Origin of the sequence: Enterobacter cloacae complex sp. 2022EL-00788 (assembly GCF_026627565.1) — a bacterium.
In the GTDB taxonomy this organism is placed as follows: domain Bacteria; phylum Pseudomonadota; class Gammaproteobacteria; order Enterobacterales; family Enterobacteriaceae; genus Enterobacter; species Enterobacter pasteurii.
The window spans coordinates 38200-61334 of sequence record NZ_JAPNMC010000006.1 but is presented as its reverse complement, the minus strand read 5'-3'; the positions used below and the strand labels follow the sequence as shown (position 1 = coordinate 61334).

Sequence of the window (23135 nt, the reverse complement as noted above, 5' to 3'; positions counted from 1 at the left end):
CGTCGCTATCGATGGGTTGCATACGTATAATGCGATCTGACTAATTAATCATCTATCACTGGGGAACACGCATGGGTGGTATCAGTATCTGGCAGTTAGTGATCATTGCCGTCATCGTTGTGCTGCTGTTTGGCACGAAAAAACTCGGGTCCATTGGTTCCGACCTTGGCGCGTCAATCAAAGGCTTTAAGAAAGCCATGAGCGATGACGAGAATAAGCAGGATAAAACCGGTCAGGATGCTGATTTCACTGCTAAGTCCATCGCCGACAAGCAGGATGAAGCCAAAAAGGACGATGCTAAACGTCACGATAAAGAGCAGGTGTAATTCGTGTTCGACATTGGTTTTGGTGAGTTACTGCTGGTATTTGTGATTGGTCTGATCGTGTTGGGGCCGCAGCGCTTGCCCGTTGCGGTGAAAACCGTGGTGGGCTGGGTGCGTGCGCTTCGCTCGCTGGCAACGACCGTGCAGAACGAGCTGGCGCAGGAGCTTAAGCTTCAGGAATTTCAGGACAGCCTGAAAAAGGTTGAAAAGGCGAGCATGGACAACCTGACGCCGGAGCTGAAAGCGTCGATGGATGAGCTGCGTGAAGCGGCCGAATCCATGAAGCGCTCATACAGCATTAACGATCCTGAAAAGGCGAGCGACGAAGCTAACACCATCCATAACCCGGTGGTGAAGGGTAGCGAGGAGCAGCGCGAGGGTGTGACGCCTTCCAGCGCGGAGCATCAGGCTGCTTCGCCAGAGCAATCGCCGCAGGAGCCTGAAGTGAAAAAGCAGGTGCCGTCAGAAGAGCCCGTGGTGAAAGCGGCTGAAGTTAAACCTGCCGCACCCGTTTCCGAATCATCCCCTTCCTCAAGTGATAAAGCGTAAACATGGCAGTAGATGATACTCAACCGCTCATCGCGCACCTCATTGAACTGCGCAAGCGCCTGTTAAACTGCATTATTGCGGTTTTCCTCATTTTCCTGTGTCTGGTCTATTTCGCCAACGATATCTACCAGGTGGTCTCTGCGCCCTTGATTAAACAGATGCCGCTGGGGGCAACGATGATCGCAACGGACGTTGCTTCGCCGTTCTTTACCCCAATCAAGCTCACCTTCTGGGTGTCGCTGATTGCGTCTGCGCCGGTTATTTTGTATCAGGTCTGGGCCTTCATCGCCCCGGCGCTGTACAGGCATGAGCGTAAGCTGGTGATCCCGCTGCTGGTATCCAGCTCCCTGCTGTTCTATATCGGCATGGCGTTCGCTTATTTCGTGGTCTTCCCGCTGGCCTTTGGTTTTCTGACGCATACCGCGCCGGAAGGGGTGCAGGTATCCACGGACATCGCCAGCTACCTCAGCTTTGTCATGGCGCTGTTTATGGCGTTCGGCGTCGCGTTCGAAGTGCCCGTGGCGATAGTCCTGCTCTGCTGGGTAGGCGTTACGACACCGGACGATCTGCGTAAAAAGCGTCCGTACATCCTCGTCGGGGCGTTTGTCGTGGGGATGCTGTTAACCCCGCCGGACGTTTTCTCGCAGACGCTGCTGGCAATACCCATGTACTGCCTGTTTGAAGTCGGCGTGTTCTTCGCACGTTTCTACGTGGGTAAGGGGCGTACGCGGGATGATGAAGACGTAGAGTCGGAAGAGACCACTAAAGAATAAAATCAGCCGCCCGTCAGGGCGGTTGTCATATGGGGAATACCATGTTTGATATTGGGCTTAACCTGACCAGCTCACAGTTTGCGAAAGACCGTGATGAGGTGGTGGCGCGCGCGTTTGCCGCTGGCGTTAACGGGCTGTTGCTGACGGGAACCAATCTGCACGAGAGCGAGCAGGCACAGCAGCTGGCGCAACGCTATCAACGCTGCTGGTCCACCGCAGGCGTGCACCCTCATGACAGCAGCCAGTGGACGCAGGAAAGTGCTGAAGTACTTCATCGCCTGGCGAAAACGCCGGAAGTCGTTGCCATTGGCGAATGCGGGCTTGATTTTAACCGCAACTTCTCAACGCCTGAAGAGCAGGAAAACGCGTTTACCGCCCAGCTCGCCATGGCAGCTGAGCTGGGAATGCCGGTGTTTATGCACTGTCGCGATGCGCATGAACGTTTTCTGGCATTGCTGGAGCCCTGGCTGGATAAACTGCCTGGCGCGGTGCTGCACTGCTTTACGGGCTCCCGGCAGGAGGCGCTGGATTGCCTGAATCGCGGGCTTTATCTGGGAATTACCGGCTGGGTGTGCGATGAACGTCGTGGGCTTGAGCTGCGCGAGCTGCTGCCCGTTATCCCGGCCGATCGTTTGCTGCTTGAAACAGATGCGCCGTATCTGCTGCCTCGGGATATGCAGCCTAAACCGGCATCGCGACGTAATGAACCCGCTTACCTGGGGCACATAGCTGAACGCGTGGCGCACTGGCGCGGAGAGGATGCCCAGTGGCTGGCAGCACGAACCGATGACAACGTGCGTCGGCTGTTCGGCGTGCAGTTTTAAACTTTTCGGAAATCGGTGTTTTTGACGCTCTGCAACACCTCTTTGTTCAACAGGTTAAGCAGCAGCATTGAACGCGCTTCACCGTCCGGCTCAGAGAAGATGGCCTGTAAGCCTTCAAAGGCGCCTTCGGTGATCACCACGCTGTCGCCGGCATAGGGAGTTTCGGGATCGGTAATATCTTCAGGCTGCTGGTAAACGGAAAGCTGATGAATAACCGATGACGGCACCTTTGCCGGATGGGCGCCAAAACGCACAAAATGGCTGACGCCGCGCGTGGCGCTGATCGTCGTGGTGTGGATCACTTCGGGGTCGAACTCAACGAACAGGTAGTTCGGGAACAGGGGCTCGCTGACGGTCGTGCGTCTTCCACGCTGCATTTTTTCAAGCGTGATCACGGGTGTCAGGCAGTTAACAGACTGACGTTCAAGATGTTCCTGCGCGCGCTGAAGTTGCCCGCGTTTGCAATACAGTAAATACCAGGCCTGCATAATCACTCTTCCCATTGTTCGGGGCGCAAGCATATCAAAACCCTGGCGGGATCGCTAAGGTGATTATAATGGGCAAAAAGCGAGTAAGTCGTGGAAGTTCACGCTAATTTAACAAAATTACAGCATCACGCGGGCTTACGCCGTATAATGAAGCGCTTACAGAGAGGCCATGATTAACTGCATGAAATACCACGATCTACGCGACTTCCTGGCGCTGCTTGAAAAGCAGGGCGAACTCAAACGCATTACGCTACCTGTTGATCCGTATCTGGAAATGACAGAAATCGCTGACCGCACCCTGCGCGCGGGCGGCCCGGCGTTGCTGTTTGAAAACCCAAAAGGCTACGCCATGCCGGTACTCTGTAACCTGTTCGGCACACCTCGCCGCGTGGCGATGGGGATGGGGCAGGAAGATGTTACGGCGCTGCGCGAAGTGGGCAAACTGCTGGCCTTTCTGAAAGAGCCGGAACCGCCGAAAGGGTTCCGCGACCTGTTCGACAAGCTGCCGCAGTTTAAGCAGGTACTGAACATGCCGACCAAACGCCTGCGCGGTGCGCCGTGCCAGCAAAAAGTGCTGGAAGGCGATGCGGTTGATCTTACCACCATTCCGATTATGCAGTGCTGGCCTGAAGATGCCGCACCGCTGATTACATGGGGCCTCACCGTCACGCGTGGGCCGCATAAAGAGCGTCAAAACCTCGGCATCTATCGTCAGCAGCTGATTGGCAAGAACAAGCTCATCATGCGCTGGCTGTCCCATCGCGGAGGCGCGCTGGATTTCCAGGAGTGGTGCGCGGCCCGTCCGGGCGAACGCTTCCCGGTTTCCGTCGCGCTGGGCGCCGATCCGGCAACCATTCTGGGCGCGGTTACGCCCGTTCCTGACACGCTGTCGGAATATGCCTTTGCGGGGCTGCTGCGCGGCACCAAAACTGAAGTGGTGAAGTGTATCTCCAATGATCTGGAAGTACCGGCCAGTGCGGAGATCGTGCTGGAAGGCTACATTGAACAGGGCGAGCTGGCACCCGAAGGGCCGTACGGCGACCACACCGGCTACTACAACGAAGTGGATAACTTCCCGGTATTCACCGTCACGCACATTACCCAGCGTGAAGATGCCATTTATCACTCCACCTATACCGGCCGTCCACCCGACGAACCGGCGGTACTGGGCGTGGCGCTGAATGAAGTGTTCGTGCCGATCCTGCAAAAACAGTTCCCGGAAATTGTTGATTTTTATCTGCCGCCGGAAGGGTGTTCGTATCGCCTGGCGGTGGTAACGATGAAGAAGCAGTATGCCGGTCACGCTAAACGCGTGATGATGGGCGTATGGTCTTTCCTGCGCCAGTTTATGTATACCAAGTTTGTGATTGTCTGCGATGATGACGTCAACGCCCGCGACTGGAATGACGTCATCTGGGCCATCACCACGCGTATGGATCCCGCGCGTGATACGGTGTTAGTGGAAAACACGCCGATTGATTATCTGGACTTTGCCTCGCCGGTTTCCGGCCTTGGCTCAAAAATGGGACTGGATGCCACGAATAAATGGCCTGGCGAAACCGACCGTGAATGGGGTCGCCCGATCGAGAAAGATCCTGCCGTGACCGCGCGCATTGACGCGATCTGGGACGAGCTGGCCATAATGAATAACGGTAAGGCAGAATAAGACCGTTTAGCCCTATAGACTTCCCGACAGAGAGAGCGAATGACAACCTTAAGCTGTAAAGTGACGTCGGTAGATGCTATTACCGACACCGTATATCGCGTCCGTTTGGTTCCTGAAGCGGCATTCTCATTCCGTGCCGGCCAGTACCTGATGGTCGTGATGGACGAGCGTGATAAGCGTCCTTTCTCTATGGCCTCTACGCCTGCAGAGAAGGAATTTATTGAGCTGCATATTGGTGCGTCTGAGCTTAACCTGTACGCGATGGCCGTGATGGACCGCATCCTGAAAGAGCGTGAAATCGTGGTCGATATCCCTCACGGCGAGGCCTGGCTGCGTGAAGACGAAGATCGCCCTCTGATCCTGATTGCCGGTGGCACGGGCTTCTCTTATGTTCGCTCTATTCTGCTGACCGCTCTGGCGCGCAATCCGAATCGTGATATCACCATCTACTGGGGCGGCCGAGAAGAGAAGCACCTTTACGATCTGTCGGAGCTGGAAGCGCTGAGCGTGAATCATCCACACCTGCGCATCGAGCCGGTTGTCGAGCAGCCGGAAGAGGGCTGGCGCGGGCGCAGCGGTACCGTGCTGACAGCGGTATTGCAGGATCACGGAACGCTGGCCGGGCACGATATCTACATTGCCGGTCGCTTTGAAATGGCGAAAATTGCCCGCGACCTGTTCTGTAACGAACGTGACGCGCGGGAAGATCGCCTGTTCGGCGATGCGTTTGCGTTTATCTGAATCAGAAACCCGCTTCGGCGGGTTTTTTCTGCTCTGACAAAAGCGCTGGCGAAAATTTAACCTTGAAATGGGCGGCGCATTACCGCTATCCTTGTTCCGGATAAATTTCGTCCTCAGGAGCGCCCCCCAAAAATGAACAAACACGACTGATGAATTTCGATCCTTGCTAAACGCACCGCGTCGGCAGGGGATGTTTTGATTTCATTCAGGAGTGCTTATGGCTCATTTTGCGCAGTCCCCCTCTTTTATTTTGCATCAGGTCACCTGTCAGTTTGCGACGGGCGATATCCTTTTCGGTCCACTGAATCTTTCTCTGGATTCGTCGGTTTGCGCGCTGGTTGGCCGCAACGGCAGTGGAAAAACGCGCCTGCTGCGCCTGCTGGCTGGCATAGACGAACCCGCCAGCGGGCACGTTGAGCGCTTTGGCTCGCACGCCTACGTGGCCCAGCAGCAGGATATTTCCCCTCACGCCACGCTTGCCGGGCTGCTTGGCCATGAGGCGATCTTCGCCGCCCGTAAACGCGTCGACAGCGGTGCTTATGAACCCGAGGATCTCGACACGCTCGAGGGATGCTGGGATCTGGCTGAACGTCTGAGCCATGCTTTCATCGCTGCAAACCTTCCCCCGTTCGATCCAAATAAACCCGCAGCAGCGCTGAGCGGCGGCGAGCGTATTCGTGCCTTGCTGTGTGGCGCATTCACCGAAGATGCGGATTACCTGCTGCTGGATGAACCGACCAACCACCTCGACGGGCAGGGCCGGGAATGGTTCTACGAGCAGCTTTCCCGGTATCAGGGCGGCGTGCTGGTGGCCTCTCACGACCGTGAGTTACTGGCGCAGGTAACGCGCATCCTTGAACTGAGCGCTTTTGGCTTGCGTAGCTACGGCGGAAATTATGCTGACTATAAAAGCCAGCGCGACGCTGAGCAGCAGGCCGCCCGCGCTGCGCTGGAACATGCCGCCACCGAGCGTAAACGTACCCGCGCCCGTATGCATAAAGAGCATGATGACAGCCAGCGGCGTTCAGCAAAAACGCTTCGCAAGGTCGATAGCCTCAACATTGCCTCGTTTGAACGGGTCAAGTACAAAGCGGCGGCGAAAGAGCGCATCGGTTCCTGGAAAAAACAGCATAGCGATCAAAATGATGCGCTTAACGCTGCGGTTAACCAGGCACGCGAGCGGGTAGAAGCGGATAACGCGGTGATGTTTACCCTGCCGGGCAGTCAAATTGCGCAAGGGAAGCAGGTGCTGGTGCTGCAGGATCTGGTGCTTCCGCATGTGTCTCTCCCGCCGATAAACTGGCGAATGGACGGCCCCATGCGCGTGGCGCTTCGCGGGCCTAACGGCTGTGGGAAATCTACGCTGTTAAAAGTGATGCTGGGCGAAACTGCCCCCGTTTCCGGTACCTGTAACGTCTCCGTCACGCGCGCCTGTCTCGATCAGCAACTTTCCCGGCTGGATCTGTCGCAGTCGGTGATGACACACCTCAACCTGGGCAATACGCCGCTCGAGGAGGGCACGCTGCGTACCCGGCTGGCGCAGCTTCAGCTGGGCGCGGAAAAAGTAACGCTTCCTCTGGGTGAACTGAGCGGCGGCGAGCGCCTGAAGGCCGCGCTGGCCTGCGCGTTGTGGCGTGAAGCTTCAGCGCAGCTGTTGCTTCTGGATGAGCCGACCAATCATCTCGATCTGGCCTCCGTTCAGGCCATTGAAGCGGCCCTGGCCGATTTTCCCGGCGCGCTGCTGGTGGTATCGCACGATGAAGCCTTTCTGAAAGGGCTGAAGCTGACGCATGAGCTGGTGTGGGAAGAGTTAGGATGGCGATGCGAAAGTCTGTAAACACAAGCCCCCGCAAGGGCGGGGGCAAAAAAACGTTATCAGGCTAACTGCTTGCGAAGGTCAGGGTTCGCCTGAATCAGGCGCATCAGCTTTAACTCGGCCGGAGTAGGTTTTTCGCGTTTTGACTCCCACTCCATTACCATCGCTACGCTGACACCCATCGCTCTTGCGAATTCATCTGTTTTCAGGCCCGATCCTTTGCGTAAACGCTCAAATTCACTGAAAGGATTGGGCTTTGTTTGCAGGGCATACGTCGGCGGTACATCTTTAAAAATAATCTGTTCCAGGCTGCTCAGCAGCTCAAACTCAGGATCTTTTAATTCCATTGAGAACTCCTCATAAATCACACATCGGGATCATGAACATCAGAGAGCCTGTTAAGAATAGTCCCTAAACCAGACACAGGATCGTCACGGCTGTAATTAATTGTGCGATCACCATCGCTTTACGCGTTTCAGCTATATGGATATTTATGCTAATTACCTGATTAGTCATATATCGGGCGGGTCAGGTATTTTTTTGTAAATAGTAAGCCATAAAACGGGAATACCCGTTTTGTATGAAAAGTCTATCTTGCAAGGCTGTCCTGGACTATTCTTGTCAGCGTTAGGCACGCGTGTGCCGGTGTGCGCTTTTTTGGGTGAAAGGAGTAATAAAATGGCGACAGGAAAGTCCTGCTCTCGCTGGTTTGCGCCTGTAGCGGCGTTATTAATGGTGGTTAGCCTGAGCGGGTGTTTTGATAAGGAAGGCGATCAGCGCAAAGCGTTTATCGATTTTCTCCAGAATACAGTGATGCGTAGCGGCGAGCGTTTACCAACGCTGACTGCGGATCAGAAAAAACAGTTTGGTCCATTCGTCTCTGATTACGCCATTCTGTATGGCTATTCGCAGCAGGTAAGCCAGGCGATGGATTCCGGGATCCGCCCGGTCGTGGACAGCGTAAATGCCATCCGCGTTCCGCAGGATTATATGACCCAGCGTGAACCGCTGCGCCAGTCCAACGGCGCGCTTGGGGTGCTGAGCCAGCAGCTGCAAAATGCCAAAATGCAGGCTGATGCATCGCGTTCCGCGCTGAAGCAGGGCGAAGATCTGAAACCGGTCTACGACCAGGTGTATGAGAAAGTGGTGACCAAACCGTCAAACGCCTTGCAGCCGCTGATCCCGGCCGCTCAGGTCTTTACTCAGCAGCTGGTGCAAGTGGGTGACTTTATCAGTGAACAGGGTACGCAGGTGAGCTTCGTCTCTAATGGTATCCAGTTCCCGACCTCCCAGCAGGCGAGCCAGTACAATACGCTGATCGGGCCGCTGGCGTCCCAGCACCAGGCCTTTAGCCAGGCATGGAGCGCAGCGGTCGCTGCTACGGAATAATAAAAATCCCCGCTTCTGGCGGGGTTTTTTTATGCGCAATGAAAATAACGCTTGTCATTCGTCTACCACATCGGTATAACTATGTTCGTCGGTTTGTTACACAGACCTAAAGCAGTTTAGTAAAGCAGTCCAGATTGTTATCCATAGATACCCTTCGTAGTGACCCTTCCTTCATCGCTTAAAAATCTGTAACGCAATCCATCAAAGCCGGAAGGCACAATATATTCGTTAATAAGGTAATTTCTATGTCTGCTAAAATGACTGGTCTGGTAAAATGGTTCAACGCTGATAAAGGTTTCGGCTTCATCACTCCTGACGATGGCTCTAAAGACGTGTTCGTACACTTCTCTGCTATCCAGAACGATGGCTACAAATCTCTGGATGAAGGTCAGAAAGTTTCCTTCACCATCGAAAGCGGTGCTAAAGGCCCAGCAGCTGGTAACGTTGTAAGCCTGTAAGCTTCCAACCCAGTAGCACAAAATTCAAAAACCCGCCTTCTGGCGGGTTTTTTCGTTTCTACTGCCGTACCTGCGGATTAACGCAGTTTTTATCCACTTTTCCGCTAAGCGCAGCAATCAGGTTGTCTACTGCGGTCGCCGCCATGCTGTAGCGCGTTTCGTGAGTCGCAGAGCCAATGTGGGGCAGGGCGACGACGTTTGGCATGGTCAGCAGCGGAGAATCCACCGGCAGCGGCTCCTGTTCAAACACGTCCAGGCCGGCGGCGTGGATCTCACCGTTTTGCAGTGCCTCAATCAGCGCCTTCTCATCCACCACCGGGCCGCGACCCGCGTTGATGAAAATGGCCGATCTCTTCATCTTTTCAAACGCCGCTTTGCCAAAGAGATGACGCGTTTCATCCGTCAGCGGCAGGATCAGGCAGACAAAGTCGGCTTCCTGTAGCAGCGCATCAAGCTCGCAGTAGCGGGCGTTGAAGCGCTCCTCAGCTTCGCCGTGATGACGGCGTGCATTATAGAGAATCGGCATGTTGAAGCCGAAATGGGCGCGCCGGGCCAGCGCCATACCGATACGCCCCATCCCGACAATCCCCAGGGTTTTGCCATGAACGTCCACGCCGAACCAGTCGGAGCCGATGCTTTTCGTCCATTCGCCTGCCTTTACGCGCTCAGCCACTTCCACCACGCGACGGGCGGTGCTGAGCACCAGCGCCATCAGCGTGTCGGCGACGGTTTCCGTCAGGGCATGTGGCGTATGCATCAGCAGGATGTTACGCGCGTTAAGCGCATCCACGTCGAAGTTGTCGTAACCCACGGAAACGGTTGAGGTTGCACGAAGCTTCGGCATTTTCTCCAGCAGCGCTGCATCCACCTTTTCGCTTGAACCCAGCAGGCCCTCGGCGCTGGCAAACGCGTCGGCGTGCTGCGCCACGGTTTCCGGGCTGAGGTTCTTCACCCGGGTAACGGTAAAATGTTCTTCCAGGCGTTTTTGCAGATCTTCGGGCAGTGCTTTGTACAAAATGACGGACGGCTTCATGCTAATCTCCGTTGATTTTAAAAGGATTCAGGCGTGGCGTGCGCCGACGGGTAGCTGTTGATTATTAGCAGGCTTAACGATCAGAGTAAGCCATACCGAGGCAAAAAGCGCCACCCCCATAAAGATGTAAGAGGCTGAAGGGCTGCCGGTTGCGCCGTTGAGATAGCCGACAAACCACGAGCCAAAGAACGAGCCCAACGCACCCATGCTGTTGATCAGCGCCATCGCGCCGCCCGCGACGTTACGCGGCAGCATTTCCGGGATGATGGCAAAGAACGGGCCATACGGGGCGTACATGGCAGCACCCGCGATCACCAGCAGCGTATAGGAGGCCCAGAAGTGGTTCGCACCCACGGCCCAGGAGCAAATAAAGGCAAAGGCAGCGATCAGCAGCAGTGGCCAGACGAACAGCTTACGGTTTTGCAGCCTGTCCGACGCCCAGGAAACGACGATCATCGCGATGGTTGCGGCCAGGTAAGGCACCGATGACAGCCAGCCAACTTCCACCATGCCCAGGTTCTCACCGCCGCTGCGGATAATCGACGGCAGCCACAGCACAAAGCCGTACACGCCAATGCTCCAGGTAAAATACTGCGCGCACAGCAGGATGACGTTACGGGAGCGGAAGGCTTCGCCATAGTTACGCACCGCTTTCAGCCCCTGCTGCTCTTTATCCAGCTGCGCCTGCAGTGCGGCTTTCTCATCCTCCGAAAGCCACTTTGCCTGGGCAGGCTTATCTTTTACCAGCACCCACCAGCAGAAGGCCCAGAGGATCGCGGGAACCCCTTCGATGATAAACATCTCACGCCAGCCGTAGGACTGGATGAGGTAGCCGGAAACCACCGACATCCACAGTACGGTGACCGGATTGCCGAGTATCAGGAACGTATTGGCGCGTGAACGCTCGGATTTCGTGAACCAGTTGCTGATGTAAATCAGCATCGCCGGCATAACTGCCGCCTCAACCACGCCGAGAATGAAGCGAATGGCGGCCAGAGCAGGAATATTATTCACCACCCCAGTGAGGGATGCACAGGCGCCCCACAGGATCAGGCAGATGAAGATAAGCTTTCGCACGCTGCGGCGCTCGGCGTAAATCGCGCCGGGGATCTGGAAGAAGAAATAGCCCAGGAAGAAGAGAGCCCCCAGCAGGGAGGATACCCCTTTGGTGATCCCGAGGTCTTCGTTGATCCCGGCGGCGGATGCAAAACTGAAGTTGGCACGATCCAGGTACGCCAGGCTGTACGTGATAAACACGATTGGCATGATGTACCACCAGCGTTTTACTGCATTGGTCGAACTGTTCATAGGCTTGCCTCTGTTGTTGAGGTTGTTAACCCCTCACCCTAACCCTCTCCCCAAAGGGTAAAGGTGATGACTTGCACCCTCTCCCCTTTGGGGAGAGGGCCGGGGTGAGGGGATTTAGTCGTTAAGCTGCGCGCGGGTTGGCAGGCCTTCACTGTCGCCCTGCACCTGAATCGCCAGCGAACCAATTTTGTTGCCACGCGCCACGGCCTGCGGCAGCGGTTTGCCTTCCAGCAGGGCACTGATGACCCCGACGGCAAATCCATCGCCAGCGCCCACGGTATCGACCACGTTGTCGACTTTTACCGCGGCGACCGCGCCTTGCTCACCGTCGGCGGTTTTAAACCATGCGCCGTCGGCACCGGTTTTCAGCACCACGGCCTTCACCCCTCTGTTGAGATAAAAATCAGCAATGCCTTCCGGCGTACCTTCGCCCGTGAGGATCATTCCCTCTTTTATACCCGGCAGAACCCAGTCCGCCTGGAATGCCAGACGATTCAGCTTCTCGACCATATCCGCCTCGCTTTTCCACAGCACCGGACGCAGGTTAGGATCGAACGAGATCGTCTTACCCAGAGCCTTCATGGTGGTCGCGGCACGATCGAGCAGCTCATACGAGCTGGCCGACAATGCGGCTGCCACACCGCTCAGGTGCAGATGGCGTGCACATGCAAAATAGTCGGCGTGATAATCTTCCACCGAGAGATGGCTTGCCGCCGACCCTTTGCGGAAGTATTCCACGATGGGATCGGTTCCATTTTCGACTTTAGACTTAAGCTGAAAGCCGGTCGGGAAGCGCCCGTCGAGCGTGACGCCTTCGGCATCAATCCCCTCTTTTTTCAGCGAGTCGAGAACGAAATGGCCAAAGCTGTCATCCCCCACGCGGCTCACCCATCCGACGTTCAGCCCAAGGCGCGCCAGCCCGGTTGCAACGTTCAGCTCTGCGCCTGCCACGCGTTTAATAAAGCGTTCAACCGCGCTCAGCTCGCCCGTTTCGGTGGCAACGAACATTGCCATGGCCTCGCCGATAGTGATCACATCCAGCGTCTTGTGCATGGTTTACTCCTCGCGCAGCAGGTTGACGTAATGACGGGTAACGGCGGTCAAGTCCGTCCCTTCGAGCGGAAACTCGATACCGCGCGGGGCGTCGGCAGGCAGTTGATTAAGCAGATCCCGCCAGCCTGAGTCGCTCTGGTCCGGGGCAACGGCGCGGAACTGCTCCTTGTGGGGGACGGCGGCTTTGACGTGAATATAGCTGACGGCCGGAGCCAGCTGGCGCGCGGCCTCTTCCGGAGAGTCGCCGACCCACAGCCAGTTGCCCATATCGAACGTCAGCGTAACCGGCAGCGACATCACCCGACAGGCGGCCTTGAAGCGCTGCATCGGGGCGAGCTGGCCGCAGTCCGTCTGATCGTTCTCTACCACCAGCGTCATGCCGCTTTCATCCAGCAGCGCGCGCAGGGAGTGAAGCGGCTGTTTGTTGCTGAAATGACCCAGTGAGACCTTAAGCCACAGCGCGTTCAGCGTGCTGGCTTCGGCAAGATAGCGCGGGAGATCCGGGGTGAGGGTTCCGTCTGGCATAAACAGGGGCGCCGGTGCCGAGTAGCACGCCAGCAAACCCAGCAGTTCAATGGACTCGCCAAGCGCAGGCAGCGCCAGCAGTTCGTCGCTGCAAAACAGCTCGCGGCGGATCTCGACGCCATCCGCCCCTGCGGCAGCAATTACGGGCAGCATCGCCCGCTGTCCGCCCGCCTGACGCACACGGTCGGCGCCATACGCGGCGGTGACCACCATTATTTTCCTGCTCATTTCCTGACTCCATCGCGTAATCGATAGTATTACGCTAGATGGAACCGGTTCCAAAGAAAAGTTCAGGATGCCGGATTTATGATCGCTGTCACGAAGGGGAGTTTAACGGGCGGTAGAGCCGCGAACGATCAGCTCGCCGGAAAAAACCTGCTCGCGGACGGCGTCGCTGGTGCCTTCAATTCGACGAACCACTTGTTCAACAGCGGCATAGCCGATCTGCCAGGTAGGTTGCTTGAGTGTGGTAATCCCCACGCCTGCTATTTCTGCCCACTCCAGCTCATCGAAGCCGAGTAAGCCGATGTCGCTGCCCCAGTGCAGGCCAATACGCTTGAGCGAGCGCGCCACCTGAAGCGTGAGCGCGCCGTTAGCGGAGATCACCGCTTTACGCATGCCCCGATGGCGGGTGTGGAACTGGCGCAGGGCATTATCCATCTGGCCAGATTCGTGCAGGGGGATTTCGGCATTTTCGGCGATTACGCCGGGATAACGCGCCAGCGTGGCGCGAAACGCCGCCAGACGGTCGCGGCGGGTGTTTACCATACCCAGCGGTTCGCTCAGGAACAGAATCGCTTCGAAACCCTGCTCGATAAGGTGCTCGGTGGCGGTGGTGGCGGCCTGGGTGTTATCCAGCCCGACCACATCGCAGGCAAACTCCGGGATTTTACGGTCGATAAGCACCATTGGCAGGGACGACTGTTGCAGGCGATTTAACCCTTCTTCACGCATCCCGACGGCATTCACCACGATCCCTTCTACCTGATAGCTGCGGAGCAGATCGAGGTAGTGCAGCTCCTGATCAACCTCGTTATTGGTATTACAGACCAGCGGGGTAAAGCCTTTTTCACGGCACGCCGCTTCGATGCCGCTGAGGACGTTAACGGAGTAGGGGTTGGTGATGTCGGCGATAATAAGGCCTATCAGACGGGTTCGACCGCGCTTGAGGCCGCGCGCCATAAGGCTGGGACGGTAGTCGAGTTCGGCAATGGCCTGTTCAATACGCGCCAGCAAGGCATCGGAAAGCAGGTGTTTCTCGCCGTTGAGGTAGCGCGAGATGCTGGTTTTACCGGTTCTGGCGGCTTTCGCCACGTCGCTGATGGTGGCCCGGGCTGGTTTGCGCATCGCTGATTTCCCTGAAATGAGTGAGAATACCTTAGCGGGAAAATTATCGATGGCAAGTGGTTCATTATGAAAGGTGTTGCCTGATGCCCTTACCCCAATCCTCTCCCGTGGGAGAGGGCGCAAACGCTAAAAACGGCAACGAACGTTGCCGTTTTGCTTCCACCTACTGAATCGGGCTTAGGGTGATCTCAACGCGACGGTTCTGCGCTTTGCCTTCCGCCGTGCTGTTGCTGGCAATCGGGTTAGCCGGACCCATACCGCTGGTGCGGATGCGGTTCGCTTCAACCCCCTGGGTAATCAGCGAGCTGGCCACGGAATCGGCACGCTGCTGCGACAGACGCATGTTCAGCTCCTGGCCGCCGGTGCTGTCGGTATAGCCAATTACGTTTACCGCCGTCTTGTTGTACTCTTTCAGCACCATGGCCACGCCGGTCAGGGTATTCGCCCCTGCGGGCTTCAGCGTTGCGCTGCTGCTGTCGAAGGTCACGTTATTTGGCATGTTCAGGATGATGTTGTCGCCGCTGCGCGTGACGCTCACGCCCGTACCTTTCATTTTGTCACGCAGCTTCGCTTCCTGCACATCCATGTAATAACCCACGCCGCCGCCCAGCGCTGCGCCTGCTGCTGCGCCAATCAGCGCGCCTTTGCCGCGATCTTTCTTGGAGGAGGAGAGGGCACCCACGCCTGCGCCGACCAGCGAGCCAATACCTGCGCCGATGCCGGATTTACCCGCTTCGCGTTCGCCGGAGTAAGGGTTGGTTGTGCAGCCAGAAACAGCCAGTGCACCGCTCACCAGAGCGGCAATAACGAGTACGCGTTTTTTCATCTTATTTCCTTAATCCTTTTTATTCTTTGCCACGACGAACGTGGCAGTGGATTATGACGTCCGGATACGGAGAAAATTCAGTGCATAACTCTGAAATTTGTCACAAACCTTAAACTGCCTCATCGAAAGGCCGGAACACCTGCACGCAACCAGGAGCGCACGCTTTGAGCACCTCAATCAAAACCATTCTGACCGCCGCCCACTGGGGGCCAATGCTGGTCGAAACTGATGGCGATACTGTGCTGTCGTCCCGCGGGGCTTTGCCTTCACGCCACCTCAACTCGTTACAGACCGTTGTTCGCGACCAGGTTCACAGCAAAACCCGCGTGCGCTGGCCGATGGTGCGTAAGGGCTTTCTGGCCTCGCCGGATAAACCGCAGGGCATTCGCGGGCAGGATGAATTCGTTCGCGTAAGCTGGGACGACGCGCTGGCGCTGATCCACTCGCAGCATAAACGCATCCGCGACAGCTACGGCCCGTCGTCCATTTTTGCCGGATCGTATGGCTGGCGCTCTAACGGCGTGCTGCATAAGGCCGCCACCCTGCTGCAGCGCTACATGAGCCTGGCCGGGGGCTATACCGGCCATCTGGGTGATTACTCCACCGGGGCGGCGCAGGCGATCATGCCGTATGTCGTAGGAGGCAATGAGGTATACCAGCAGCAGACCAGCTGGCCGCTGGTGCTGGAGCATACCGGGGTGGTGGTGCTGTGGAGCGCAAACCCGCTCAACACCCTGAAAATTGCCTGGAATGCGTCCGACGAACAGGGCATCGGGTATTTCGATGCGCTGCGTAAAAGCGGCAAGCGCATCATCTGTATCGACCCGATGCGCTCTGAAACCATGGATTTCTTCGGGGACAGCGCCGAGTGGATCGCGCCGCATATGGGTACCGACGTGGCAATGATGCTGGGTATCGCCCATACGCTGGTTGAGAACGGCTGGCACGATACGGCATTTCTCGCGCGCTGCACCACGGGTTTCGATAAATTTGCCGACTATCTGACGGGCAAATCCGACGGTGTCGCCAAAACGGCAGAGTGGGCCGCGGGGATTTGCGGCGTAAAGGCGGTTAAAATCCGCGAACTGGCGGCCTTATTCCATAATAATGCAACGATGTTGATGTCCGGCTGGGGAATGCAGCGCCAGCAGTTTGGCGAGCAGAAGCACTGGATGCTGGTGACGCTTGCCGCCATGCTCGGACAGATTGGCACGCCGGGCGGCGGTTTTGGTCTTTCCTATCACTTTGCGAACGGCGGCAACCCGACGCGTAAAGCGGCGGTGCTGGCTTCTATGCAGGGCTCGGTGCAGGGCGGCGTGGACGCCGTAGATAAAATCCCCGTGGCGCGCATCGTTGAGGCCCTGGAGAACCCGGGCGGGTTTTATCAGCATAACGGTCAGGACCGCCATTTCCCGGACATCAAATTTGTCTGGTGGGCGGGCGGGGCCAACTTCACCCATCATCAGGATACTAACCGCCTGATCCGCGCCTGGCAGAAGCCGGAGCTGGTGGTGATTTCGGAGTGCTTCTGGACCGCATCAGCGAAGCATGCCGACATCGTGCTGCCGGCCACGACCTCATTCGAGCGTAACGATCTCACCATGACCGGGGATTACAGCAACCAGCACATGGTGCCGATGAAGCGCGTCGTCGCTCCACGGGATGAAGCGCGTGATGATTTTGACGTCTTTGCCGACCTGAGTGAAATGTGGGAAGCGGGCGGCCGCGAGCGTTTCACCGAAGGTAAAACGGATCTGCAATGGCTGGAAACGTTTTATCAGATTGCCGGCCAGCGCGGTGCCGCGCAGGGCGTGACGCTGCCGCCGTTTGCTGAATTCTGGGAGGCGAATCAGCTTATCGAAATGCCGGAAAGCGAGCAGAACGCGCGGTTTATACGTTTTGCGGATTTCCGTCGCGACCCGGAGAATCACCCGTTAAAAACGGAAAGCGGGAAGATTGTGATCCACAGCGAGCGCATCGCCAGCTTTGGCTATGCGGACTGCCCGCCGCACCCAGCGTGGCTGGAGCCGGACGAATGGCATGGCAATGCGCAGCCGGAGCAGCTCCAGCTGCTCTCAGCCCATCCGGCGCATCGTCTGCACAGCCAGCTCAACTACTCGTCGCTGCGCGAGCAGTATGCGGTGGCCGGGCGTGAGCCTATCGTGCTGAATAGCGATGACGCAAAAGCGCGGGGGATTCACAGCGGCGATCTCGTTCGCGTCTGGAACGCGCGCGGGCAGGTGCTGGCGGGTGCCGTGGTGAGCGACGGGATCCGCCCTGGCGTGTTCTGCATTCATCAGGGCGCATGGCCCGATCTGGCGCTGGACGAGGGCGGCATTTGTAAGAACGGGGCCGTAAACGTGCTGACCAAAGATCTCCCCAGCTCGAAGCTGGGGAACGGCTGCGCGGGCAATACGGCGCTGGCATGGGTCGAGAAATATCAGGGGCCAGAGCTTACGCTGACGGCGTTCGATCCGCCTGCCAGCTCATGATCCACGTCGGGTGCTGAGTATCATCCTGCCAGGCGCTGTCTTCAATGCGAAAACCCTGAGCATGATAGAAATTCACCGCCCGCACGTTTTTCTGATACACCTCCAGGGTTAAATACGGGTAGTGCTGCTGAACGTGGTTCAGCAGCGCATGCCCGATACCCTTTCCGATAAATGCCGGGGCGACAAACAGGGCGCCAACGAACTGGGACTGCATCACGCTGATAAAGCCACGCAGGGCGCCGTTCTCCTCCCATACCCAGGTTTCGGCAACGGGAAGGTATTCATCGCGCACCATCGCTTCATTCGCTTTCCAGTAGCCTGCATCGATAAACGGGTGTGCCTCGGTTGTGCTCTCAAGCCACAGGCTTAAAAGCCGGGCGGTATTCTCACTTTCCCATTTGCGGATCATGTTCTCCCTCCGGGTGGCAGAAGCAGCCCGTGATGTGGTCATTGACTAACCCGCAGGCCTGCATAAAGGAGTAGCAGATGGTGGTGCCCACAAATTTAAAGCCGCGTTTTTTTAGCGCTTTTGACAGGGCATCTGAGGCGGGTGTCGAGGTTGGGATCTCTGCAAGCGTGGCGGCCTGGGTTACCTTCGGCTCGTTATCCACAAACGACCAGACGAAGGCCGAAAAAGGTTCGCCGTTTTGCTCCATCGCCAGGTAAGCCCGCGCGTTACCGATAATCGCCTGAATTTTACCGCGATGGCGGATGATGCCGGCATCCAGAACCAGCCTTTCCACGTCTTCGTCGCCCATTGCCGCAACGGCAACCGGATCGAACCGGTGAAAGGCGTTGCGGTAGTTCTCCCGCTTTTTCAACACGGTTATCCACGACAGCCCAGCCTGCTGGCCTTCAAGGCAGATCATCTCAAACAGTTTTTTACCGTCGGTCTCCGGTACGCCCCATTCCCTGTCGTGATAATCGATATAAAGCTGATCCTGGCTTACCCAGCCGCAACGTTGCATAGGCTCTCTCCCTTCCTGATACGGTAAACGCAAAAATTTCAATCTGCCCGGCTTGACGTGCCTGCTAAAGAGACAATAGTTAATACAGGGCTATATGCCCTAATACCTCTTCGAACAATGACATATATCGCCGAACTCGGCTCTTTCTGGAGTCGCTTTGATGATGATAAAAAAAATCAGTGGTCGCCATGCTGCTTCTGGCCTGGTGGGCGTCTCAGCCTGCCTGTTTTTTTGTAACACCGCTTTTGCGTGGCAACAGGAATATATCGTTTCAGATGCACAAAGTAATACGACAGAACGCTATACATGGGACGCCGATCACCAACCTCGCTATGAAGATATTCTCGCGGAACGTATTAATCGCTCGCAGAATGCTGCGGGGTTTGCCCTGAACGACCCATCCGGTTCGGATGCGGAAACCGTTTTAAGCGTTGGCTGGAATTTTCCCGTGGCGGGACGTTTCACGACCGGACCCGTCATGGCGTGGCGCAATGATGGCTCTGCCCCTGTAGTGGTGAATGCGTATGGTGATACAACCACCACGCAGTCGCTTACCGACCCCCTCTGGCATGCCAGCGTTAACTCGCTGGGGTGGCGTGTCGATACGCAGTACGGTGATTTACACCCCTGGGCGAAGATAAGCTATAACCAGCAGGCCGATGAAGAGTATTTATATACCCTGGGATTGAGTGCCAGATTTTAGGGTTGTTATTTTTTTAAACGCTGCGGTAACATATTTAATACAATAATGGCGCGGCTTGTGGCGATAGTGTCCACTCACATCTGGGCGTTTTCTTTCCCGGCAAGGTCATTCATTCCCGATTCCAGGCATTTCATTCCGTTTCTCCTGCATCTCATGCCGTTTTACCCCAGCTGTTGCAGGGTTTTCTGTATCGTTGTCCTCAGCGAATTCCCTTAATTTCTCTTGCAGGACAACTGCCATGAACACATCAACCTATAACCGCACGCGCTGGCTGACGCTATTCGGCACCATCGTTACCCAGTTTGCACTGGGCTCGGTCTATACCTGGAGCCTGTTTAACAGCGCGCTGTCCGATAAGCTCGGCGCACCGATAAGCCAGGTGGCGTTCTCCTTTGGCCTGCTGAGCCTTGGGTTAGCAATTTCCTCCTCCGTGGCGGGTAAACTGCAGGAGCGCTTCGGCGTGAAGCGCGTGACCATGGCCTCCGGCATCCTGCTGGGCGTGGGCTTCTTCCTGACGGCGCACTCCAGTAACCTGATGATGCTGTGGCTGAGCGCCGGGGTGCTGGTGGGGCTGGCGGACGGCGCTGGCTACCTGCTGACGCTGTCCAACTGCGTGAAGTGGTTCCCGGAGCGTAAAGGGCTCATCTCCGCCTTTGCCATTGGTTCATATGGCCTGGGCAGCCTCGGGTTTAAATTCATCGACTCCCAACTGCTGGCCTCGGTAGGGCTTGAGAAAACCTTTATGATCTGGGGCGTGATTGTTCTGGTCATGATCCTCTTCGGCGCCACGCTGATGAAAGATGCTCCTCAGCAGGAGGTAAAAAGCGTTAACGGCGTGGTGGAGAATGATTTCACCCTCGCGCAGTCCATGCGTAAACCGCAGTACTGGATGCTGGCGGTGATGTTCCTGACGGCCTGCATGAGCGGTCTGTATGTTATTGGCGTGGCGAAAGATATCGCGCAGGGAATGGTGAAGCTGGATGCAGCGACGGCGGCGAATGCGGTGACGGTGATCTCCATCGCTAACCTCTCTGGTCGCCTGGTGCTGGGTATTCTGTCTGACAAAATCGCCCGTATCCGCGTGATTACGCTGGGGCAGGTTATCTCGCTGGTGGGCATGGCGGCGCTGCTGTTCGCGCCGCTGAACGAGGCGACATTCTTTGCGGCAATCGCGTGCGTGGCCTTTAACTTTGGCGGCACCATTACCGTCTTCCCGTCGCTGGTGAGCGAGTTCTTTGGCCTGAATAACCTGGCAAAAAACTACGGCGTGATTTATCTCGGCTTTGGTATCGGCAGTATTTGCGGTTCGCTGATTGCCTCGCTGTTTGGTGGCTTCTACGTGACCTTCTGCGTGATATTTGCCTTGCTGATTATTTCCCTCGCGCTCTCCACGACGATTCGTCAGCCGCAGCGTGAAGCGTATAAAGAAGCGCATGCATGATTCGATAAAAAGAGGCCGCAGGGCCTCTTTTTTTATCTCAGCATCGCTTCCGGACTTGTTATTTTGTAAAAATCTTCAACGATCACATTCTCTGCTGCCACTTTTCTTTCCCGCTGTGGTCTACTTATCGCGCTTGTAGACGTTTCTGATAACGGTTTCTCTCGCATCTACTTACTCTGTCAGCTTTCTCAATGAGATTCGGCGGGTCTATATACCCCTTCCCCCAGGGTTGTTTGCATGAAATATATTAGGTCTCTTACCCAGCAAAGATTGTGTTTGATGCTGGCTGTCTATATCGGATTATTTCTGAATGGCGCGGTGCTGTTCAGAAGAGTGGAAGGTTACTTCGAGCACCTCACCGTAAGAAATGGAATTTTTGCCGTAATTGAAGTGTTCGGTTCCGTCCTCGCGACATTCTTCCTGTTACGCCTGCTCTCGCTCTTTGGCCGCCGTACCTGGCAAATTCTGGCCTCGCTGGTGGTGATTATCTCCGCCGCCGCCAGCTATTACATGACCTTCATGAACGTAGTTATTGGCTACGGTATTGTCGCCTCGGTGATGACCACGGACATCGACCTCTCGAAAGAGGTGGTGGGACAAGGGTTCATCATGTGGACAATTCTGACCTGCCTGGTGCCGCTTTTCTTTATCTGGAGTAATACCTGCCGCTATACCCTGTTACGCCAGCTGCGTACCCGGGGACAGCGTATCCGCAACGTCGTCGTTGTTCTGCTGGCGGGGCTGCTGGTGTGGGCACCGATTCGCCTGATGGAAAAACAGCAAAGAAATGTCGAAAAAGCCACGGGCGTGGATATGCCAAGCTACGGCGGCGTGGTCGCCAACTCGTATCTGCCCTCTAACTGGCTGTCGGCGCTAGGCCTGTATGCATGGGCGCAGGCGGACGAGTCCAGTGATGTGAAATCGCTGATCAACCCGACCAAAAAATTCACCTACCAGGCCCCGGCAGACGGGCTGGATGATACGTATGTGGTCTTTGTAATCGGCGAAACGACGCGCTGGGATCATATGGGCATTCTCGGTTATGACCGCGACACCACGCCGAAGCTGGCGCAGGAAAAGAATCTGGTGGCTTACCGCGGCTACTCCTGCGATACCGCCACGAAGCTCTCGCTGCGCTGTATGTTTGTGCGTGAGGGCGGTGCGAGCGAAAACCCGCAGCGTACCCTCAAAGAGCAAAACGTGTTTGCTGTGCTGAAGCAGCTTGGCTTTAGCTCGGACCTGTTCGCCATGCAAAGCGAGATGTGGTTCTACACCAACACCATGGCGGACAATATCGCCTACCGCGAACAGATTGGCGCCGAGCCGCGTAACCGTGGAAAGAGCGTCGATGATATGCTGTTGCTCGAGGAGATGTCACAGTCTTTGAAAAGTCATCCTAAAGGTAAGCATTTGATTATCCTGCATACCAAAGGATCACATTACAGCTATTACCAGCGTTACACGCGAGATTATGCGAAGTGGCAGCCGGAGTGTGTCAGCATTAATGCCAGCTGTAGTAAGGAAGAGCTGGTAAATGCTTTCGATAACACGGTGCTGTATGTGGATACTTTCCTCAGCAGGGTAATAGATCAGCTGCGCGATAAGAAAGCGATCGTTATCTACGCGGCTGACCACGGCGAGTCCATCAACGAGAAAGAGCATTTACACGGTACGCCGCGTAAGCTGGCGCCGCCGGAGCAGTTCCGGGTACCGATGATTATGTGGATGTCGGATAAGTATCTGGAAAACCCTGACAAAGCCAAAATGTTTGCCCATCTGAAACAGCAGGCAGAGATTAAGGTGCCGCGCCGTCACGTTGAGCTGTACGACACCATTATGGGCTGTCTCGGCTATACCTCGCCAGACGGCGGGATTAACGAAAATAATAACTGGTGTAAACTCCCTGATAACACCACAAAAGCCGCGCAGTAGCTGCTCTGGCGAGAATATCGCCAGTTGAATGGCTTTTTGAAAATAAGGGATTGACGGGGAGCGCACCTCAGCAGTAAGATGCGCTCCGCATTCGGCGAGTAGCGCAGCTTGGTAGCGCAACTGGTTTGGGACCAGTGGGTCGGAGGTTCGAATCCTCTCTCGCCGACCACATTCTAAAAAGGGCTAACCGCAAGGTTAGCCCTTTTTGCATTAACGCCTTATCCCATGCCATTTATTAAAATACCCCCTAGCCCTGCTTCTCCCTGTCTGCTCATGGTTTTGTGACATAATCCATTGTATTTTTTTATATATAGTTTGATCTTTTTTCGCGTTGCTTATGGATAACCTTAGCATTTTTCGCTGTGCGTTTTAACGTTCGCGGTATTTAGTGCTCAGATAATCACCATTCTGTAAGAAAATTTACCCATTCTGAATAAAACTTAATCACTGTGTGTTGCGAAATATGAAGATAGTTGTGCT

Annotated in this window: 23 protein-coding genes and 1 tRNA gene; 14 read left to right on the top strand and 10 right to left on the bottom strand. The window is 56.0% G+C overall.

Annotated features, from left to right (window positions below; translation table 11 throughout):
• The first annotated feature begins 71 nt into the window (after window positions 1-71).
• The 4 genes from tatA to tatD are packed head-to-tail and all read left to right on the top strand — an operon-like array spanning window position 72 to window position 2469.
• Entirely contained in the window at window positions 72-326 is a 255-nt protein-coding gene (gene tatA / locus OWK27_RS10960) for a Sec-independent protein translocase subunit TatA (RefSeq protein ID WP_148421591.1), read from the top strand.
• 3 nt (window positions 327-329) lie between these two features.
• Window positions 330-872 carry a Sec-independent protein translocase protein TatB gene (gene tatB, locus OWK27_RS10955; RefSeq protein WP_148421589.1) on the top strand — a complete coding sequence of 181 codons (543 nt, stop codon included), beginning with the start codon at window positions 330-332 and terminating at the stop codon, window positions 870-872.
• Window positions 873-874: 2 nt separating this feature from the next.
• A complete protein-coding gene (tatC, locus tag OWK27_RS10950; protein ID WP_148421587.1) occupies window positions 875-1645 on the top strand; it encodes a Sec-independent protein translocase subunit TatC in 771 nt (256 codons plus the stop codon).
• Between the two features lie 41 nt (window positions 1646-1686).
• On the top strand, window positions 1687-2469 hold the full coding sequence (tatD, locus tag OWK27_RS10945) for a 3'-5' ssDNA/RNA exonuclease TatD (RefSeq protein WP_267590382.1): 783 nt from the start codon (window positions 1687-1689) through the stop codon (window positions 2467-2469).
• On the opposite strand, the gene rfaH is transcribed toward tatD, so the two are convergent.
• On the bottom strand, window positions 2466-2957 hold the full coding sequence (gene rfaH, locus OWK27_RS10940) for a transcription/translation regulatory transformer protein RfaH (protein WP_267590480.1): 492 nt from the start codon (window positions 2955-2957) through the stop codon (window positions 2466-2468). The two genes, tatD and rfaH, sit on opposite strands and share 4 nt — an antisense overlap.
• A gap of 169 nt (window positions 2958-3126) precedes the next feature.
• Between rfaH and ubiD the strand changes: the two genes are divergently transcribed.
• From ubiD to OWK27_RS10925, 3 genes are all read left to right on the top strand, one after another.
• Window positions 3127-4623 (top strand): 4-hydroxy-3-polyprenylbenzoate decarboxylase, encoded by a 1497-nt coding sequence (gene ubiD, locus OWK27_RS10935; protein WP_148421584.1) that lies wholly within the window; start codon window positions 3127-3129, stop codon window positions 4621-4623.
• A 39-nt stretch (window positions 4624-4662) separates the two neighbouring features.
• Window positions 4663-5364: an NAD(P)H-flavin reductase gene (gene fre / locus OWK27_RS10930; protein ID WP_148421582.1), complete on the top strand. Its 702-nt coding sequence runs from the start codon at window positions 4663-4665 to the stop codon at window positions 5362-5364.
• A 217-nt stretch (window positions 5365-5581) separates the two neighbouring features.
• Window positions 5582-7201 (top strand): ABC-F family ATP-binding cassette domain-containing protein, encoded by a 1620-nt coding sequence (locus OWK27_RS10925; RefSeq protein WP_267590381.1) that lies wholly within the window; start codon window positions 5582-5584, stop codon window positions 7199-7201.
• A gap of 38 nt (window positions 7202-7239) precedes the next feature.
• Here OWK27_RS10925 and OWK27_RS10920 read toward each other — a convergent pair whose 3' ends face one another.
• The gene (locus OWK27_RS10920) at window positions 7240-7527 is read right to left on the bottom strand and encodes an HTH-type transcriptional regulator (RefSeq protein ID WP_148421578.1); all 288 of its coding nucleotides are present in this window, start codon (window positions 7525-7527) and stop codon (window positions 7240-7242) included.
• 331 nt (window positions 7528-7858) lie between these two features.
• Here OWK27_RS10920 and OWK27_RS10915 point away from each other — a divergent pair, with 331 nt between their 5' ends.
• Both OWK27_RS10915 and cspE read left to right on the top strand, forming a co-directional pair.
• Entirely contained in the window at window positions 7859-8569 is a 711-nt protein-coding gene (locus OWK27_RS10915; RefSeq protein WP_148421576.1) for a DUF3053 domain-containing protein, read from the top strand.
• Window positions 8570-8814: 245 nt separating this feature from the next.
• Window positions 8815-9027 (top strand): transcription antiterminator/RNA stability regulator CspE, encoded by a 213-nt coding sequence (gene cspE, locus OWK27_RS10910; RefSeq protein ID WP_003860775.1) that lies wholly within the window; start codon window positions 8815-8817, stop codon window positions 9025-9027.
• Window positions 9028-9085: 58 nt separating this feature from the next.
• On the opposite strand, the gene ghrB is transcribed toward cspE, so the two are convergent.
• The 6 genes from ghrB to OWK27_RS10880 all read right to left on the bottom strand — a co-directional run bounded on the left by ghrB (window position 9086) and on the right by OWK27_RS10880 (window position 15119).
• Window positions 9086-10060, bottom strand: a complete 975-nt coding sequence (ghrB, locus tag OWK27_RS10905) for a glyoxylate/hydroxypyruvate reductase GhrB (protein ID WP_267590380.1) — start codon at window positions 10058-10060, stop codon at window positions 9086-9088.
• A 27-nt stretch (window positions 10061-10087) separates the two neighbouring features.
• On the bottom strand, window positions 10088-11368 hold the full coding sequence (locus tag OWK27_RS10900) for an MFS transporter (protein ID WP_267590379.1): 1281 nt from the start codon (window positions 11366-11368) through the stop codon (window positions 10088-10090).
• A 114-nt stretch (window positions 11369-11482) separates the two neighbouring features.
• Entirely contained in the window at window positions 11483-12421 is a 939-nt protein-coding gene (locus OWK27_RS10895) for a sugar kinase (protein ID WP_176608996.1), read from the bottom strand.
• A gap of 3 nt (window positions 12422-12424) precedes the next feature.
• Window positions 12425-13174 (bottom strand): sugar phosphate isomerase/epimerase family protein, encoded by a 750-nt coding sequence (locus OWK27_RS10890; protein ID WP_176608995.1) that lies wholly within the window; start codon window positions 13172-13174, stop codon window positions 12425-12427.
• 102 nt (window positions 13175-13276) lie between these two features.
• Complete coding sequence (locus tag OWK27_RS10885; RefSeq protein WP_267590378.1) at window positions 13277-14293, bottom strand: LacI family DNA-binding transcriptional regulator; 1017 nt, start codon at window positions 14291-14293, stop codon at window positions 13277-13279.
• Window positions 14294-14456: 163 nt separating this feature from the next.
• Complete coding sequence (locus tag OWK27_RS10880; protein WP_148421564.1) at window positions 14457-15119, bottom strand: OmpA family lipoprotein; 663 nt, start codon at window positions 15117-15119, stop codon at window positions 14457-14459.
• Window positions 15120-15283: 164 nt separating this feature from the next.
• On the opposite strand from OWK27_RS10880, the gene OWK27_RS10875 reads away from it, so the two are divergent.
• Window positions 15284-17611, top strand: coding sequence for a molybdopterin guanine dinucleotide-containing S/N-oxide reductase (locus OWK27_RS10875; protein WP_267590377.1), 2328 nt, complete (start codon window positions 15284-15286; stop codon window positions 17609-17611).
• Here the strand turns inward: OWK27_RS10875 and OWK27_RS10870 are convergent.
• Together OWK27_RS10870 and tag are read right to left on the bottom strand one after the other, a co-directional pair.
• Window positions 17574-18020 (bottom strand): N-acetyltransferase, encoded by a 447-nt coding sequence (locus OWK27_RS10870; protein WP_176608992.1) that lies wholly within the window; start codon window positions 18018-18020, stop codon window positions 17574-17576. The genes OWK27_RS10875 and OWK27_RS10870 overlap by 38 nt on opposite strands.
• Window positions 17998-18579, bottom strand: coding sequence for a DNA-3-methyladenine glycosylase I (tag, locus tag OWK27_RS10865; RefSeq protein ID WP_193355336.1), 582 nt, complete (start codon window positions 18577-18579; stop codon window positions 17998-18000). Before tag ends, OWK27_RS10870 begins: the two co-directional genes overlap by 23 nt.
• A gap of 160 nt (window positions 18580-18739) precedes the next feature.
• Between tag and OWK27_RS10860 the strand changes: the two genes are divergently transcribed.
• From OWK27_RS10860 to OWK27_RS10845, 4 genes are all read left to right on the top strand, one after another.
• Complete coding sequence (locus OWK27_RS10860) at window positions 18740-19282, top strand: lipase (protein WP_148421556.1); 543 nt, start codon at window positions 18740-18742, stop codon at window positions 19280-19282.
• Between the two features lie 238 nt (window positions 19283-19520).
• The gene (locus OWK27_RS10855; RefSeq protein ID WP_148421554.1) at window positions 19521-20723 is read left to right on the top strand and encodes an MFS transporter; all 1203 of its coding nucleotides are present in this window, start codon (window positions 19521-19523) and stop codon (window positions 20721-20723) included.
• A 237-nt stretch (window positions 20724-20960) separates the two neighbouring features.
• The gene (gene eptB / locus OWK27_RS10850; protein WP_148421552.1) at window positions 20961-22655 is read left to right on the top strand and encodes a kdo(2)-lipid A phosphoethanolamine 7''-transferase; all 1695 of its coding nucleotides are present in this window, start codon (window positions 20961-20963) and stop codon (window positions 22653-22655) included.
• 92 nt (window positions 22656-22747) lie between these two features.
• A tRNA-Pro gene (locus OWK27_RS10845) sits at window positions 22748-22824 on the top strand.
• The last annotated feature ends 311 nt before the right edge of the window (window positions 22825-23135 follow it).